We start from the raw sequence: 17,006 nt of genomic DNA, 5'->3' as shown, positions 1-17,006 counted from the left end.
TTATAACACAGCCAGCTTTACTCTACCAGTTAGAAAAAGGCAGCCCCTCTCAGAGCTGTCTCACTTAAATTATTATATGTCTACTTTTATAATTCAACAATTATCTTCTTTGCCGAGGGAGTAATTACAATCCTGTTATCCTCTGGGACATAGCTTCCACCCTCTACTGCTTTGACTTCAGAAACAGCATGCAAAATGAGCTTCATCTTCTCTTCCAGCTGCTCCAGTTTAAATTCTAGCCTGTCATTGTTTCTTATAGCTGTAACTCGGTTAACTATTTTTCCATCAGTATTTACTAATTCTACGGCAGCTTCCTGACCTTCCTGCAGCTGATACAAATGGAGACTAACTCCCTTAAGATAATCATATTCAGCCTGATCATCCCTTGCACCTTCGGCAATCAGGCTGTTTTCTCTGACAAATAGTGGCAGAGAAAAATAATCATATTCTTCCTGATACCAGCGGCCTCCCACTTTAACTTCACCATTTAGATAATGGGTCCATTTCCCTGCCGGTAGATAATATTCTGCTTTACCATTTTGATTAAAAATTGGAGCCACCAGCAGTGAATCTCCCAGCATGTACTGCATATCCAGATATTTAACTGCTGAATCCTGATCAAACTCTAAAATCAGAGGCCTCATTACTGGAATTCCTGTATTTTGAGCCTGAACCGACATTGAATAAAGATAGGGCATCAATCTCATTTTCAGTTTAGTAAACTTTTCTAAAACTTTAGAAGCTTCCTCATCAAAAAGCCAGGGAACTCGGTAGCTCTCGGAACCATGCAGCCGGCTGTGACTGGAAAGAAGCCCAAACTGAACCCAGCGCTTATATAAATCAGGGGTGGTTGTCTGTTCAAAACCACCAATATCATGAGACCAGAAAGAAAAACCGGACATTGCAAAAGAGAGGCCTCCGCGCAGGGTTTCAGCCATCGAAGCATAACTGGCCGAGCTATCTCCTCCCCAGTGAACCGGGAACTTCTGACTGCCTGCAGTTGCAGAGCGGGCAAATAATACTGCATTGCCTTTTCCTCTTTCTTTTTCCACAACTTCAAAAACTGCCTTATTATATAAATAAGTGTAATAGTTATGCATTGAATTGGGATCAGAACCGTCAAAGTACTCCACATCAACCGGAATTCTTTCGCCAAAATCAGTTTTAAAGGTATCTACTCCCATTTTCAGCAGCGCCTTTAATTTTTTCTGAAACCACTTTACTGCCTCCGGATTGGTAAAATCAACCAGAGCCATTCCCGGCTGCCAGTGATCAATCTGTTTAATTCCCTTACCGTCTTTTCTCTTAAGCAGGTAATCATTTGCTGAGCCTTCCCTGAACATTTCTGATTCCTGAGCTATGTAGGGATTAATCCAGACAGAGACCTTTAAACCTTTCTGATGATAACGCTCCAGCATTGACTCTGGATCTGGAAAAGTTCGCTGATCCCACTTTAAATTGGTCCAGTTAAGCTCTTCCATCCAGAAACAGTCAAAATGGAAAACATCCAGCGGAATATCTCGCTCTGCCATTCCTTCGATAAAAGAACTGGTAGTTTCTTCATCATAATCGGTGGTAAAAGAAGTCGATAACCAGAGTCCAAAAGACCAGGCGGGAGGTAAGGCCGGTTTTCCGGTCAGCTCAGTATAGCGGCTGAGAACCTCTTTGTTATTTTTGCCGTAAATGAAATTATAGCGCAGCTCCTCTCCCGGAACCGAAAAGCCTACATATTCCACCTTTTCACTTGCTACTTCAAAGGAAATATTGTCAGCATGATCAACAAAAACTCCATAACCACGGCTGGTCATATAAAAAGGAATACTCTTATATGCTACCTGCGAAGAGGTTCCTCCATCCTCATTCCAGGTCTCAACTACCTGCCCATTTTTGACAAAGGCGGTAAAGCGCTCTCCCAGGCCGTAAACACATTCTCCCGGTGCCAGAGATAATTCTGTCAGCATGTAGGGATCATAATCTGCTTTTAAATAATTGTCACCAGGCAGCATAGAAGAAATTTTTTTATCATAGCGCAGATAGCCCAGGTTTCTAAAACCACAGGAGGTTAATACTTCTCCCTCTGCTTCAAACTGATACTTCCAGTTTTCGCGGTCAACTCTAATCTTTAAATCATCTACTTCCATCAGTGCTTCCTTGTCAGTAATTGTGACTTCCACCGGGCGGGGAGCTTTATTTTTCTCAAATTCAATCTGACCCGAATCATAACCCTGGTGGTGATAATTTTTAACTTCAATTACATTTTCAGCCACCGCTCTAAACTCCAGAGTTATGGTGCCGATATTTAAAGTCTGGGCCCGGGATTCTATTTTCTGCCCGGGAGCAATAATTTTCATTCCATTTTCTATTTCTTCTACTTTATAGGCCTGGGAAGCATAAATTGGATTAGCTTTTTCGCTTCTCAGCCAGTATCCTTCGGTAAATTTCATTTTCAGCCTCCATTTCAATTTACTAAAATTTTTATGCAGTAACTTTAAATCTATAATTAAAAATACCAACACTTCATTCAATTATATAATAAACTGCAGTATTTTAAAATCAATTTACTTAAATGCCCCGGCAGAAAGTCCCTGCACAATCCGTTTCTGGAGCACAATAAAAATAATTATTAAGGGCAGAGCAGTGAGGGCAGAAAAGGCCATAACACTATTCCACTGTACAGCCTGAGAGCCCATAAAATTATAAAGACCAACAGTTGCCGGCTGCATTTCCTGCTGATTCATCAGTGAGAGGGCATAAATAAAATCACCAAAAGCGAAAATAAATGAAAATACGGAGACCACAACCATCCCACTTTTAGCTACAGGAAAGGTAATCTTAATTACAGTCTGCAGCCTTGTACAGCCGTCAATCATGGCAGCTTCTTCGAGCTCAACTGGAACCTGTAAAAAAACTGTCCGCAGCATTATTACTGCAAAGGGAACCGCCAGCGTTGAATTAGCCAGAATAACTGCCAGATAGGTATTGGTCAGCCCCATATTATAGAAGATAATAAACAGCGGAGTTGCCATCAAAACCGGTGGTAACATCTGGGCTACCAGGAAAAATAAAAGAATCCAGTTTGCCCAGCGGGATTTTAATCTTGCAATTGCATAAGCTCCAAGTGAAGCAACTATCATCGTAAATATCATTGAAGAACCAGCTATCAAAAAACTATTTCCTAAATATCTTAAAACTCCCGATTCAAAAACCTCCTGCATCGGTTCAAAGGTAATATTGGTCGGTATTAATTTTGGCGGATACCCAAAAAGATCCTGAGGTGGTTTAAAACCAGAAATAAACATCCAGTACAGGGGAGTAAAATAAATTATTAAAATTAAAATTGCAATCACTGAATATAGATATTTATTATTCATCAATTTTTTCATCATTAATCTTCCCTCCCTGCTGAATAATTAATATAAATAATAGAGAATATAAGCATAAGTAAAAACATTAAATTGGCCACTACTGCTCCCTGGCTAAAGTTGAAAAAATCAAAAGAAAGTTGATAGGACCAGGTTGGTAATACATTTGTCGCATTTACAGGACCTCCACCTGTCATCACCCAGATCAGAGCAAAAACTTTAAAAGTATAAATAATTCCCAGCATTAAAGTAGCAGAAATAGTCTGTCTGAGCATTGGAATTGTTAGAAAAAATAATTTCTGAAACCAGTTTGCTCCATCAATGTCTGCTGCTTCGAAAACCGTCTGTGGTAAACCGGTTAGACCACCAATTAAAAGCATCATATTAAAAGGAATTCCCAGCCAGATATTTGCAATTAGGATTCCGATCATTGCCATATCAGGATTGGTCAGCCAGCTAATATTATTATTTAAGATATGAAATTGGGAAAGAAAATAGTTTATTAAACCAAAATCAGTATTTAGTAACCACTTCCAGACTGTACCTACAACTACGGGGGGGATAACCCAGCCAACTACAATAAATCCTCTAACAAAATTATTTAAGGGAAATTTTTTCACTAAAAACATAGCTAAAGCAAAGCCAATTATAAATTGAAAAAATACACTTCCCAGGGTAAAAACAGCTGAGTTTTTAAAGACCTCCAGAAAAGTAGGGTTAGTAATGATTTCAATATAGTTTTTTAAACCAACAAATTCCTTATCCGGCTGGGCCAGGGTCATTACATTAACATCCTGCAGACTGATAATAAAATTATAGATAATTGGATAAGCTGTAAAGATGCCCATAAAAATAATAGAAGGTGCTAAAAATACATATAAATATCCTTTTTTACGCATCCAGCTTTTAAAATTCATTTAGACTCTACTCCTTTCCTTCTTCTAAATTTGGGCCCCGGAAAAATCCAGGGCCCTGATATGAGATTTCTATTCAAGTATTGATTCTATATTTGCTGCTGCTTCTGCTAGAGCTTCTTCTGGAGCTGCCTGTCCGGTTAATGCTTTCTGCATTGCAAGCTGGAGTTCATTTGAAATCTGGGGCCATTTTGGATGAGGTCCTCTGGCCTTTGCATACTCTAATTGTTCTAAGAATGTACGCTGTACTGGATCATCTCTCCAGTAGTCTGATTCTTCCGCTACATCACTTCTGGAAGGTAAGCGTCCACCTTTAATATACATCTGCTCAACAAAATCTCTACGTTGAGTCCATCTGATAAATTCCCAGGCTTCTTCTACATTATCGGCACCTTTCATGATTGCAAAGTTTTCTCCTCCCAGGGCTGAAGCTCTGATTCCAACATCTTCTTTATAAGGAAGTAAGGCAACATCCCAGTTAAAATCAACATCTTTCAGCTGGCTTAAATCCCAGGGTCCAGTTATGGTCATAGCTGAATTCTGACTGGCAAAAACCCCCATCGCACTTGACTGATCGAAGTTAATAGATTCGGGAGTTACCCAGCCATTTTGATACATATCGGAAAGCATTTTTAAACCAGCAGCTGCTTCCGGGGCGTCAAGATTATAGATATCTCCTCCACCCATCTGCAGAAAAGGAAGGAATTGAAAGACTCCGTCTTCTGCTTTACGCAGACACATTGATAAACCTCTAACATTATCTTCTTTACTGGTCAGTTTTTCTGCATATTCTCTAAAGTCTGCCCAGGTTTCTGGTGGTCCTTCTAATCCCGCTGCTTCTACCATATCTTTATTATAAAATAAAACTATTGTATTACTGTTTTGAGGTATACCATAATTTTTGCCCTCATACATAGTGGAATTCCAGGGACCATCAAAATACTTATCTGCCTGACCCCATTCTTCCACATATTCGGTAATGTCAGCCAGGGCTCCCATGGCTGCATATTGAGCATGATCAGGATTGTCAACAAAGATAATATCAGGAACCGTATTGGTGGTAATCGCCTTGGTTACCTCGCGTTTAAAGTCAGCAAATGGTATATATCTGTGATTGATTTTAACATCCTCATGACTTCCGTTCCATTCGTCAACAGCCCAGCGCAGAGCATTTGTTCCGGGTGCAAAATAGTGCCAGACATCAACAGTTGTCTGAGCCACAACGGCTGTAGGGATACTTAAGACTAAGAGCAGTGAAATTAGAGTAATTAATAAAACTGAACGTTTTTGCATTTTTTTACCTCCTAGGTTTTTTAATCCATAACTTAGATTTTTTTAAACTTAAACCGACAAAAAGCTTTTTCACCTCCTGCTTCAAAGTCTATTAGTTCAGTAATTTATAATGAAAAACTATGCTTTGATTGGCAGTTGAGCACCATCTTTAAGAAATAAGGGGATAGTATCCAGCTCTGCTTTTACAGTTACTGTTTGTCCACCGCTGAATTCCTCTTCTGTCCAGGCATCTTTCCATTCTGCTCCTGCTGGTAAATATACCTGGCGCTGATACATTTCCTCTTCAATTACAGGTGCCACCAGCAGATCCGGTCCAAAGAGATACTGGTCATCGATATCCCAGCTCTTTTGATCTTCCGGAAAGTCATAAAATAATGGTCTAATAACCGGAGTTCCGTCCTGATGTGCTTTTTCCATCTGTTTAGAGATATAGGGACGAATTCTTTCTCTTAAGAAAAGATATTTTTTCATAATTTTAAAATACTTTTCACCGTAACTCCAGACCTCATTCTCAGCTCCACTTCCTAATTTGCCGATTCCAGAGATCATATCATTTTCAAAGTCACTGCCGGGCATTCGATAACCATGTAATCTAAAGACCGGACTAAAACATCCAAATTCAAACCAGCGAATTAATAGTTTTTTGAAATCTTCGTCGTTTATATTGCCACCCTGAAAACCTCCGATATCTGTTGTTACCCAGGGAATACCAGCAATTCCCATTGAGAGTCCGGCTCTTAACTGACGCTGCAGAGAATTAAAAGTAGAATCAATATCTCCAGACCAGACTAAAGCTCCATAACGCTGACTTCCGGCCCAGGCACAGCGAAGCAGGTTTAGCGGATTTTCCATTCCTTCTTCTCTCATGCCATCATAAAAAGCTTTAGCATATTTGACCGGATAGATATTACCTACCTCAAGATTTGAGCCCAGATAGTAACGGTAATTGTCAAAATCATATTCTGTGTACTCAGGTTCAGCTTCATCAAGCCAGAAAATATTGACACCTTTATCCCAGTAATTATTTTTGATTTTATTCCAGACGTACTTTCTTGCTTCAGGATTTGTAGGATCAAAAAATACCTCCTGACCAAACATCTGCATAGTAACTCTAACACCACGTTCTGTTCTAACCAAATATCCCTTTTCCATCATTTCTTCAAAATTCTCACTTCTATAATCAACTGTTGGCCAGACTGAAACCATGACCTTGATTCCCATTTCTTCCAATTCGTCGATCATTGCTCCGGGATCAGGCCAGCAGTCAGGATCAAACTTATATTCTCCCTGCTGGGTCCAGTGGAAAAAGTCAACCACAATTACATCCATCGGCAGACCTAAGTCTTTATGTTTCCTTGCTACCTCAAGCACTTCCTCCTGTGTCCGGTATCTCAATTTACACTGCCAGAATCCCATTCCATAATCAGGCATCATGGGCACTTTACCTGTTACCTCTGCGTAGTTTTCTACAATTTCTGCAGGCTGATCACCAGCTGTGATCCAGTAATCAACCTGTTTTGTGCTTTTTGCGATCCATTCTGTGCCGTTCTTGGCAAAAGTAACAGAGCCAATTGCCGGGTTATTCCAGAGAAAACCGTAGCCTTTATTGGACAGCATAAAAGGTACTGAAGCCTGCGAATTACGGTGAGCTAACTCCAGTGAACATCCCTTTAGTTCCAGATAATTGTGCTGATATTGACCCATTCCATAAATTTTTTCCTGATCATCAGCCTGAAAGCGGTAAACTGCTCTGTAATTTTCTCCCTCCACAGCTTTCATTTCGCGTCCGCTTTTTTTAAGTGACATACTTGGATTATCTTTTCGGCGCTGCCAGTTTTCCTGAAGCAAGATTTCGCCTTTATCATTTTTGAAAGTTAAAACACCTGCTGAATTAAAAACAGCTGTTATTTTGCCATTTTTAATTTTCGCATAATTTTGATCTTCATCCAGATTCATTTCTAATAAACCATCAGTGTCTGCTTTTTTACTTTCTACGATTTCTATTTCTGCTTCAATAGATTCTGGTGGCAGTAAAGCCCAGTCTGTATTTTTAAAATCACTATTGTGAGTAACTCTCACTCTTAATGAATTTTCTCCCCAGGGCTCAACCATTACTTTTTCGTTATCATACAAATACAATAATTTGTTTCCTTCCTGCTTAAACATTCTGCTCCCCCTTTTTTGAATTAATTTTATTTTCGGACTACTCAGCCCATATAAAATTTATTTTGAATATTGCGATTTTTGTGATAATAATTAGCGTAATTTACTGGCTGGACTGCCAGAAGTCTTGTCTGGTAGATTTCAACTTTTAGCAGTACAGCCGTGACTCTGAATTTAAAATTATAGTTTAGAATTAACTTCCATTAATTAGACTTCAACCAGACAGTCATTTCCCCTCTGCCGCGGTTATTCCAGCTGTAATAAGGCACAGCTTTTATTTCAATCTCTTTCATTTTCGGCTTTTCGGTACTGTAGAGTTCTCCAGTCCAGACCGACTCATCAATTTTAGAGGCCTGAGCCTTGATGGTAGTGACTCCACCCAGAAGTTTCTCTTCAAATTCGGGCCTCAATTCTGTCTGATCATTTAAGTAAATAGCTGCCAGATTATTTCCATTGTCCTTTTCTTCGAGAGCATAGACAAGCGGCCCCCGCTGAATAGCTGCTTTTGCTGTATCCTCTTTTACTTCTGGATTGGCATAAACTTTTTCTGCCGGCATTTTCAAAATTAAACTTATCTTGTCATTCTGCCAGCTTCTTTTTAATCTTAAGTACCCAGCCTCTAAATGTTCGGGAATATTAATATTTTTGCCGTTGACCTGTAAAGCTGCTTTTTTACACCAGCCTGGAATTCTTAAGGCTAAAGTAAATTCTACTTCCTTTTCTGCTTTAAGCTCTATTTCGATCTTTTCATTCCAGGGATAATCAGTCTTCTGGACAATTTCGACTTGCTGACCGTTAAATTCGACTTCTGTCTGACTGTTACTATAAAGATTAAGATACAGCTCCTCCTCATTTTGGGAATAAATGTAGCTGCCGATGGAAGTCAGTAAGCGGGCCAGATTTGGAGGGCAGCAGGCACAGCCAAACCATTTTTGTCTCAGAGTCTTAATATGGCGGTGATCATGGCGCTTCTCTGCAATCTCGGGTTTAACTTCCAGTGGATTAACATAAAAGAACCTCTTACCGTCTTCTGACATTCCACTTAATGCCCCATTATATAAAGCTCTTTCCATTACATCTGCATATTCCCCCTTTTTCTCCAGATGCAGCATTCGCTGAGCAAAAAAGACCAGGGCTACTGCCGCACAGGTTTCAGTATAGGCTGTATCATTGGGCAGGTCATAATCAAAGGTAAAGGACTCACCATGAACACTGGAGCCGGTACCTCCTGTAATATACATCTGCTTTTGAGTGGTGTTCTTCCACAGCCTCTTACAGGCATCAATTAAAGTCTGATCTCCTGTTTCTCGGGCAGCATCAGCCATCCCGCTGTACATATATAAGGCTCTGACTGCATGGCCGACTGCAGCTTCCTGTTCTCTAACTGGAGCCTGAGCCTGATAATATTCGCGTTCTGTATTCTGCTTAAAATCCGGCCAGTGATTTACCTTTCCCCGCTCTTCCCATTCTTTTTCAAAATAGAAAGGTTCTTTTCCCCTCTGGTCGATAAAATATTTTGCTAAATCTCTATATCTTTTTTCGCCAGTAACTTTATACAGCTTTATCAGGGCCAGTTCTATTTCCTGATGGCCGGGATACCCTTTAATCTGATTTTCTCCGGTCCCAAATTTGCTGTCAATTAAATCTGCATTTTTCTGCATAATTTTTAAAAACTTATCCTTACCTGTTGCCTGATAATAGGCTACTGCGGCTTCGATTAGATGGCCGGCACAGTAAAGTTCGTGGCATTCGGCCAGGTTTTTCCACTTCATCTCCGGTTCTTTAACTATAAAATATGTATTTAAATAGCCATCTTCCTGCTGAGCTTCTCCAATCAAATCAATAACCTGATCTGCTCTTTTCTCCAGTTCCGGATCTGGATTAACTGTCAGCTGATAGGCTGCTGCTTCCAGCCATTTTGCCACATCACTGTCCTGAAAAACCATACCCTGAAATTCTCCCTCAGATCTGCCGGCAGCTATTTTGAAATTCTCAATCGCATGACTGGGCTCTGTATCAGGAAGCTCATCATTTAATGCCTGCCACTGATAGGGAATCACCCGTTCTCTGACCAGCTCATTTTTCTCCGCCAGTAATCCGCCGGTTAATTTAGTCTTTTTAAGCTCAACTGACTCTAAATAATTTCTTATCATTATTCTCTCCCCTCTTCTATTATTCACAGCAATAAATCTACAATTGTTTGACTGAATCCCTGATCATTAATCTGGTTGGCACAGTAATTTTTACCGGATAACTACGTTCATTACCTTTAAACTTATTAAATAACAGTTTTGCTGCTTCTTTACCGATTTCGACTTTCCTGACTCTCATAGTTGTTAAAGCCGGTTTTATCTGATTGGCCATATCGATGTCATCAAAACCAACCACAGATATATCATCTGGAACAGCAAGTCCCTGATCTTTAAAACCGCTAATCGCTCCAATTGCAAGCAGATCAGAGGCCGCAAAAACTGCTGTCGGTCTCTGCTCAAAATCTAAAATTTCTAAAGCTGCCTGATATCCATCTTCAAAATCCCAGCCATTTGTAACTGCATGTTTCTGATCAAATTCTATCTGATTCTGCTGTAATGCTTCAAAAAATCCATTTTTTCTCTCTTTAGAGGGCTGACTAGTAGCAGAACCACCAATCAAAGCAAAATTGTGATGGCCTAAATCAATCAAATGACTGGTTAAGTTAAAAGCACCTGTAAAATTATCTATTTCAACTACATCTACCTGATCATTGATAACTGATGAACTGATCAAAACAACCGGCAAATTAATTGAAGTTATTGTTTCCAACATCTTTGTGCTGTGTAGTTCTCCACAGATAATACCATCAGCTTTTTCTTTGATTTCACTAATTAATTTCTGATCGATATCATCTTCATAAATATATTTAAAGATACAGTGATAATCATTTTTGGCAGCTATCATATCAATTCCTGCCACAACCTGGGGATAAAAAATATCATCACCAATTTTTGAGGCATTGTTTCCATTTTTTAACCTATTATGAAAGCACCTCAAGAAAAATATATTGCCAGTTTTTGTTTTAGCAGAATTGGAATTGATTTCGGAACTTACAAAAGTCCCTCTTCCCGGTTCTTTAACTAAATAGTTTTCTAATACTAGTTCCTCAATAGCTTTTCTGACCGTATTTCTACTTACCATAAATTCTTCCGATAACTTTCTTTCCGAAGGAATTTTCTCTTCTTTTTTATATTTATCGGTCTCTATTCTTTTTTTGAGATCTTCTTTTACATCCAAATAACTATAATTTTTAGCCATTATAATCACGCCTTTTATTTAGCAATATAAGTTTATTAGCAATTTTTAGTACCGGTTCAGACCGGTATAGATTAATAATAACCAATTTGTGCTTAATTGTCAAATAATTTTTTAAATTTATGTTTTATTCTGAAAATTAACAACTCAGTTCTGCTGTTGATATAAATACTATCCGGCCTGCAATATATTTATTTTTTTAAAATTCCTAAAAATGAAGTACGTACTTCATTAACGCCATAGCAATATATAATATAAATCAGTTAATCCTACAGATAATGATAATTATGATAATAATTTAGATTTTCTTTGAGCACAACTTCCAGACGAGTAATAAATTCTGACTTTTCCACTTCCCGATCTTCAACCAATATTTCAAAAAGAATTTTTACCGGAAAATATCCCTGACTGTAAGGTTCCTGGCAGATTACCGCATCTATTACTTCCTCTTCTAAAAAGGGAATGAAATTATCGAATAGATCAAAACCAATAACCTTTATCTGATCTTTTTTCCCCATTTCCTTTACAACTCTGGCAACCAAATATAAACTTTGATTTACAACATAAAATGCCTTAAGATCTGGATTATCTTCAATAATTTTTTTTATGTAATTAACATCTTTTTGAGTATAGGCGTCACTAATCCCAAAATGGTCATAAACTGTAAAAGGCCCAATTATTTGATGAAAAGTATTTTCTTTTAAAATACTATAAAAGCCCTGAACTCTGCTTTTACCAACTAAATCATCATCATTACTTATAATTGCAATTTTTCCGGCTGTTAAAGTTATTTTTTTAATCAGTTCTCCCGAAATCCGACCTGCTTTAAAATAATCACAGCCAAAATAAAATAAACGATTACTTTCAGGGGCATCTCGATTAAAGGTTACAACAGGTATCTTATCCTCAATAAATTTATTAATTAAACTGTTTGTTTTTTTAGGCGACCAGGGAGCAACCATTAATCCATCTACTTTTGATTTCATCTCTTTAATTTGGTCAATTTGTTCTGCAAAAGATGATGCTTCTTTAATAATTAAATTTAAACCATATCCCTTTAATTCCTGATAAACATCTTCAATTCCAGTTTTTATTTGAGCTGCAAATTTTTCAGGTAGATAATAGGAAATCCCGATCGTACAATTAGTCATTTTAGCCAGATGTTTGGCAGCCCTATTTGGTTTATAGTCATTTTTTTCTATATAATCTAAAACCTTTTTCTGGGTTTCTTTCGCTACACTTCCCCGATTATTTATTACTCGATCAATTGTGCTCCGGGATAAATTTAAAGCTTCTGCTATATCTGAGATTGTTATATTCTTCATTTCCATAAATAATTCACCTGAGCCAATTTTTATAATTTTGAAACACGTACCTCATTAACTATATTCAAGGCTAAATTAAAAACTCCTGCAAAAAATTTAATTTTCTATTTATTTTCCGCGCTTATTTGCTTTAAAACTAAAAAAAGACAGCTCAACTAAGAACTGCCTTTAATAATTACCTTAAAACCTTATTCAAATTTTCCTGGTTAAATTCTTCAATAATCAAATCAGCCTGAGATAAATCCTGACTCTCATCCTGAGCCCTATTAAAAGCTACCACTTTTGCTCCTGCCTGATAAGCTGCCTGGACTCCATGCTGTGAATCCTCAATCACCAGACACTCTTCCGGCCGAACTCCCAGCTTTTCTGCAGCTTTGAGGAAAATATCGGGAGCAGGTTTTCCATTTTCTATAGAATCAGCACCGACATAACCTTCCATATACTGATCCAGCTCAAAACGCTGGTAGATATGCTCAATCACCGGTGAATAGGAAGAAGAGGCAATTATCATTTTGTAGCCGTGGTCTTTTAAAAACTCAAACCATTCTTTAACTCCAGGCATCAGTTCCAGTTCTTCATTTTCTGCCAGTCCCTGATAGGAACTGTGAATATGGTCTTCCATAAAATCTTCCAGCTTATAATGAGCATACTCTTCCTTAACCTGATAACGATCCAGGATATCTGTCCAGATATCTTTTAGATTTGCTCCCAGATGACGATCATGATCTTCCTGGCTTAACTCAAGTCCATATTTTTCGTATATTTCTTCATTTACCTTCTCATAAATTGGTTCAGAATCAATAATTGTTCCATCCATATCAAAGATTACAGCATTTATCATTATTTGATCACCCGTTATTTAAAGTTTTATCGATACTTATTTATACTATAACTACAGTATATCATAAATTGAACAAAAGGAGAGCTGCAATAGCTCTCCCTTAAATTTTTATTATTTGATTGAGATACCACAACTGCAGAAACACAATTTTTCATTTCCAATATTTTCTAAGTACCCGGTACTTACACTTACATTATAAATCCGGCTGCCAGATAAAGCACTAAAGCCAGAGCTCCGTTAAGTAGAGCATAAGGCAGCTGTGTATTTACATGATCAATATGGTCAGAAGCAGAAGCCATTGAAGAAAGAATAGTTGTATCAGAAATCGGTGAACAGTGATCTCCCATAATTCCTCCGGAAATCACAGCCCCAATTGTCGGATACAGAGGAGCTCCCAGAGCAACACCCATCTGAATTCCAATCGGCATCATAATGCCAAAGGTTCCCCAAGCTGGTACCGGTGGCAAAAGCCATTGCAGAAGCCATAATAAAGACTATAGCCGGTCCAAAAGCACCAATTACTCTTCCTTCCACCAGAGAGGCCATATACTGTCCTGTTTCTAAATATCCAATTACATTTCCGATCGCAAAGGCTGTGATTAAAAGAATGGCTACCGGAACTATCGCGCCAATACCCTGGTAGACATAATCAATATATTCTTTTAAATTCATAATTCCTTTTAAAACATAGAGGAAGCCGGCAAAAGTTACTGCGGTGATTACAGCCCAGAAAACTGAGGTTGAACCTGATCCCTGCAGAATATTTCCCTCACCTGTAATATAAAGTCCGATCGGCATCATTGCTATTAAAACTACAATTGGCAGGATCATATTCCACATATCTGGGATTACTCCCTCTTTAGGAGGAGTAGCAGTTGCCTCTTCGGAAACCATGGGAGTTGCTCCTTCTCTTAAAAGCATCCCTGTTTCGGTGGCTCTCTTTTCGGCTTTAGCCATTGGTCCCCAGTCCTTACCTGTCATAATATAATAACCAACCGCGATTACTGCAATTATGGAATAAAACTGAAAAGGTATTGATCTGGCAAGTAAAGCTGCCGGATTACCTTCAATAACTCCATTGGCAACCTGAACTCCAATAACTCCCATCAGCATTGCCCCCCAGCCGTTAAGCGGTATCAATGCACAGACCGGTGCTGAGGTTGAGTCACAGACATAAGCCAGTTTTTCCCGGGATACCTTAAATTTATCAGTCAGGGGTCGAGCAACAGTCCCTGAGACTAAAATAGTAATTGAGGACTCTATAAAAATAACAAGTCCTGTTATGTAAGCCAGCAGGAGCGCTCCTTTTTTATCCTTAACTATATTTCTTTTTTTCGTTAAATAATCGATAAAACCCTGGACCCCACCTGAAGCAGAGATCACAGTTATTAGTCCTCCCACTAAAAATGAAAACATAATAGTTTTGGTTATCCAGGCCTCAGAAAATATCGCCACAATTTCTTCTAAGGTCATATTGATTGCAGCAAAAAGTGACCAATCTGTTAAAATTAATGTTCCCGAAAAAATACCTAAAATAAGTGAAATAAAAACCTGTTTTGTTGTCAGGGCCAGCAAAATTGCAATTACTGGTGGTAAAAGACTCCAAAATCCATATTCCATACTTTCCCTCCTCATTTTATTTTAAAAATATCTGAAAATAATAACTGCTTATTATTATACCACAAATTATCTGAAAAGTTTAGTTTACTGGTAATTCGACAAAAACCGACAGGTAAACGGTAGGTGTACGTTTTTTATTAGATCAAACCGGTAAACTGCCACCAGAAATATTCGAAGGCAATTGTAATTAAAGCCACAGCGGTCAGCGGAATTCCCAGTTTAATGACATCTTTTTCGCTGTAATTTCCATTTTCTTTGCCCATTCCGACCAGAATATTTAGATGGTGGAAGGGTAAAATATAATGGGTTCCGATTGCAGTATAGACAAAGAGGGCGGGAACTAAAGGGTTGATGCCAAAACTTTCGGCAAAGATAATAAAGGCCGGGATAGCTATTCCCATCACCGCAATTACACTGCCCAGAAACATATGTAAAAACATCGAAATCCCTGCTGTCATTAAAGCAAAATAGAGCATATTACCCGGTGCTTCTGCTGGCAGCATAACCTCGGCCAGCCACTGATTCATCCCGGTTAAAGATCCCACTTTTCCAATTGCAACTGCAGCAGTTAAAAAAATCAAAACCTTAATTGGTACCTGATCCCAGTCTTCTTTTTTGAGAACATCGCCGGTTAAAGGCAGGCTCATCATCACTGCAATAGTTAAGGTCAGCCAGCCCAGTTCAACTCCGTGAAAAGAATCAGTCATCCATAAAACTACCGCTGCAATCAGCCAGAAAACCGTCCGCTGTTCTTCCACTGACATCATTCCTAAATCGAGCAGTTTCTGGCCAATTTTTTTCTTATTTATTTCTACCTCTTCTTCCGGTTTAAATAACTTGAGGATTACAAAAAGAGTCAAAATCGCCGCCAGTGCTGCCGGGGCTCCCATGTATAAAAACCAGCCTCCCCAGCTTAAATCAACTCCTGCAAATTCCAGGGTCATAAAATTTAAGGTGCTCTCCCCTGTTAAAAAAATCATTGAAATCGGGATTGAAGCTGCAAAAACTGTCAGCCCGATTTTGGAAGCATCATTTTTATTAATCCCCGCGTTTTCTATAACTACTGACATAACCGACATAATAATAAAAGCCCGGGGCCAGGGATGAGGAATAATTAAACTCATCATAAAAGTTAAAGCAAAAATAGAATAAATTATGGAGCGATAGGAGTCTACAAAGCGGATAATAAATTTATAGGCAATCCGCTCTCCCAGGCCGGATCGCTCAACTGCGGCTGCAATTAAATAGGCTCCGATAACAAGGTATACCGTCTGAGAAGTCCAGAGTGAAAGTACTTCCTCCGGGGGAGCTATCTCAAAAATCAGCATTAACATTAAAAACAAAGCAGCTATATAAGCAGAATCAGCCACCTTGGCCGCCCAGAAAATAACGGTCATCAGAGTTAAGGAAAACATTTTCCGTCCGGCTAAAGAAAGACCTGGGATGTTGAGATTCCAGATCAGTAAAGCTACAATAATTCCAACAAATAAAAAGATCGTGCGTTTATCTTTAATTTCAACCACCACCAATTATAATATATATCTATTTTAATAAAGTTTAGTAGATTAGTCAACTATATCTCAGTCGGCTTAAAAATCCCAGACATCTTCAATGTCAGCAGCAGGATCATCATAACGGGAGACAATTTGCAGCCAATCAGATTTTCTTTCTTTAATTATGGAGAGCAGCTCCTTATAATCCTCTTCGGTAATCATACCTTTTTCTTCTAAAAATTTATAAAACTTTTTAAAACCGGCACAGTAGTCTTTGATTGCTGTTTTGCTGGCCCACATTGCTTTCCTAACAAACCAATCTCCCAGAAACGAAGCTATCTCATAAACATCTTCTTCCGGACCCTGAACTTCATAATAAGTAAGATATTCATTAATGTAAAAATCAATATTTTCCACATGTTTTTTTACTGTTTTATCTGTTAGACCTTTTCCCTGCAGCCAGTCCCTGAACTCCTGCAGCAATTTTTCGTTTTTCTGCTGCTGCTTTTCTTTTTCTTTAAAATAACCTTCAGGATCTAATTCTTCTAAATCAATATCCTCTAAATCAAATTCTTCATTTTCAAACATTATTATCCCTCCTATGCTTCATTACGTTACGTCAAATCTAATAGTTTTTTTAAAAATATTAATAGTTATCATGGTTGTCAGGTTAGAAATCTGCATTAAATGCAGGAATCCCTCCCCCT

The 17,006-nt window shown here is 38.4% G+C and carries 13 protein-coding genes; all 13 read right to left on the bottom strand.

Annotated elements, in window-relative coordinates; all coding sequences use genetic code 11:
* Positions 1 to 86 precede the first annotated feature (86 nt).
* On the bottom strand, positions 87 to 2,444 hold the full coding sequence (gene yicI / locus DFR79_RS03720; RefSeq protein ID WP_133514168.1) for an alpha-xylosidase: 2,358 nt from the start codon (positions 2,442 to 2,444) through the stop codon (positions 87 to 89).
* A gap of 114 nt (positions 2,445 to 2,558) precedes the next feature.
* Entirely contained in the window at positions 2,559 to 3,386 is an 828-nt protein-coding gene (locus DFR79_RS03715) for a carbohydrate ABC transporter permease (RefSeq protein WP_133514167.1), read from the bottom strand.
* Complete coding sequence (locus DFR79_RS03710; RefSeq protein WP_133514166.1) at positions 3,386 to 4,279, bottom strand: carbohydrate ABC transporter permease; 894 nt, start codon at positions 4,277 to 4,279, stop codon at positions 3,386 to 3,388. Before DFR79_RS03710 ends, DFR79_RS03715 begins: the two co-directional genes overlap by 1 nt.
* Before the next feature lie 69 nt (positions 4,280 to 4,348).
* Complete coding sequence (locus DFR79_RS03705; protein ID WP_133514165.1) at positions 4,349 to 5,569, bottom strand: ABC transporter substrate-binding protein; 1,221 nt, start codon at positions 5,567 to 5,569, stop codon at positions 4,349 to 4,351.
* Between the two features lie 117 nt (positions 5,570 to 5,686).
* Positions 5,687 to 7,735 (bottom strand): glycoside hydrolase family 31 protein, encoded by a 2,049-nt coding sequence (locus tag DFR79_RS03700; RefSeq protein WP_133514164.1) that lies wholly within the window; start codon positions 7,733 to 7,735, stop codon positions 5,687 to 5,689.
* A 200-nt stretch (positions 7,736 to 7,935) separates the two neighbouring features.
* Positions 7,936 to 9,885: a glycoside hydrolase family 127 protein gene (locus DFR79_RS03695; RefSeq protein ID WP_133514163.1), complete on the bottom strand. Its 1,950-nt coding sequence runs from the start codon at positions 9,883 to 9,885 to the stop codon at positions 7,936 to 7,938.
* A 37-nt stretch (positions 9,886 to 9,922) separates the two neighbouring features.
* Positions 9,923 to 11,023: a GntR family transcriptional regulator gene (locus tag DFR79_RS03690; RefSeq protein ID WP_133514162.1), complete on the bottom strand. Its 1,101-nt coding sequence runs from the start codon at positions 11,021 to 11,023 to the stop codon at positions 9,923 to 9,925.
* A 266-nt stretch (positions 11,024 to 11,289) separates the two neighbouring features.
* Positions 11,290 to 12,351 carry a substrate-binding domain-containing protein gene (locus tag DFR79_RS03685; protein ID WP_133514161.1) on the bottom strand — a complete coding sequence of 354 codons (1,062 nt, stop codon included), beginning with the start codon at positions 12,349 to 12,351 and terminating at the stop codon, positions 11,290 to 11,292.
* 169 nt (positions 12,352 to 12,520) lie between these two features.
* Positions 12,521 to 13,186, bottom strand: coding sequence for an HAD family hydrolase (locus DFR79_RS03680; protein WP_133514160.1), 666 nt, complete (start codon positions 13,184 to 13,186; stop codon positions 12,521 to 12,523).
* 188 nt (positions 13,187 to 13,374) lie between these two features.
* Positions 13,375 to 13,596, bottom strand: a complete 222-nt coding sequence (locus DFR79_RS16385) for a Na+/H+ antiporter NhaC family protein (protein ID WP_279512862.1) — start codon at positions 13,594 to 13,596, stop codon at positions 13,375 to 13,377.
* Positions 13,505 to 14,806, bottom strand: a complete 1,302-nt coding sequence (locus DFR79_RS16380) for a Na+/H+ antiporter NhaC family protein (protein WP_279512860.1) — start codon at positions 14,804 to 14,806, stop codon at positions 13,505 to 13,507. Before DFR79_RS16380 ends, DFR79_RS16385 begins: the two co-directional genes overlap by 92 nt.
* 137 nt (positions 14,807 to 14,943) lie before the next feature.
* On the bottom strand, positions 14,944 to 16,332 hold the full coding sequence (locus DFR79_RS03670; RefSeq protein ID WP_243727708.1) for an SLC13 family permease: 1,389 nt from the start codon (positions 16,330 to 16,332) through the stop codon (positions 14,944 to 14,946).
* A 63-nt stretch (positions 16,333 to 16,395) separates the two neighbouring features.
* Complete coding sequence (locus tag DFR79_RS03665) at positions 16,396 to 16,887, bottom strand: recombinase (protein ID WP_133514158.1); 492 nt, start codon at positions 16,885 to 16,887, stop codon at positions 16,396 to 16,398.
* Positions 16,888 to 17,006 lie beyond the last annotated feature (119 nt).

Source organism: Halanaerobium saccharolyticum (genome assembly GCF_004362045.1).
Taxonomy (GTDB): Bacteria; Bacillota; Halanaerobiia; order Halanaerobiales; family Halanaerobiaceae; genus Halanaerobium; species Halanaerobium saccharolyticum_C.
The sequence above is the reverse complement of the archived record's forward strand: the minus strand, read 5'-3'. Positions and strand labels throughout refer to the sequence as shown.

Coding starts and splice junctions, on each gene's coding strand:
- yicI (WP_133514168.1), bottom strand. CDS start 2,444: ATGAAATTTACCGAAGGATACTGGCTGAGAAGCGAAAAAGCTAATCCA.
- DFR79_RS03715 (WP_133514167.1), bottom strand. CDS start 3,386: ATGATGAAAAAATTGATGAATAATAAATATCTATATTCAGTGATTGCA.
- DFR79_RS03710 (WP_133514166.1), bottom strand. CDS start 4,279: ATGAATTTTAAAAGCTGGATGCGTAAAAAAGGATATTTATATGTATTT.
- DFR79_RS03705 (WP_133514165.1), bottom strand. CDS start 5,569: ATGCAAAAACGTTCAGTTTTATTAATTACTCTAATTTCACTGCTCTTA.
- DFR79_RS03700 (WP_133514164.1), bottom strand. CDS start 7,735: ATGTTTAAGCAGGAAGGAAACAAATTATTGTATTTGTATGATAACGAA.
- DFR79_RS03695 (WP_133514163.1), bottom strand. CDS start 9,885: ATGATAAGAAATTATTTAGAGTCAGTTGAGCTTAAAAAGACTAAATTA.
- DFR79_RS03690 (WP_133514162.1), bottom strand. CDS start 11,023: ATGGCTAAAAATTATAGTTATTTGGATGTAAAAGAAGATCTCAAAAAA.
- DFR79_RS03685 (WP_133514161.1), bottom strand. CDS start 12,351: ATGGAAATGAAGAATATAACAATCTCAGATATAGCAGAAGCTTTAAAT.
- DFR79_RS03680 (WP_133514160.1), bottom strand. CDS start 13,186: ATGATAAATGCTGTAATCTTTGATATGGATGGAACAATTATTGATTCT.
- DFR79_RS16385 (WP_279512862.1), bottom strand. CDS start 13,596: ATGGGTGTTGCTCTGGGAGCTCCTCTGTATCCGACAATTGGGGCTGTG.
- DFR79_RS16380 (WP_279512860.1), bottom strand. CDS start 14,806: ATGGAATATGGATTTTGGAGTCTTTTACCACCAGTAATTGCAATTTTG.
- DFR79_RS03665 (WP_133514158.1), bottom strand. CDS start 16,887: ATGTTTGAAAATGAAGAATTTGATTTAGAGGATATTGATTTAGAAGAA.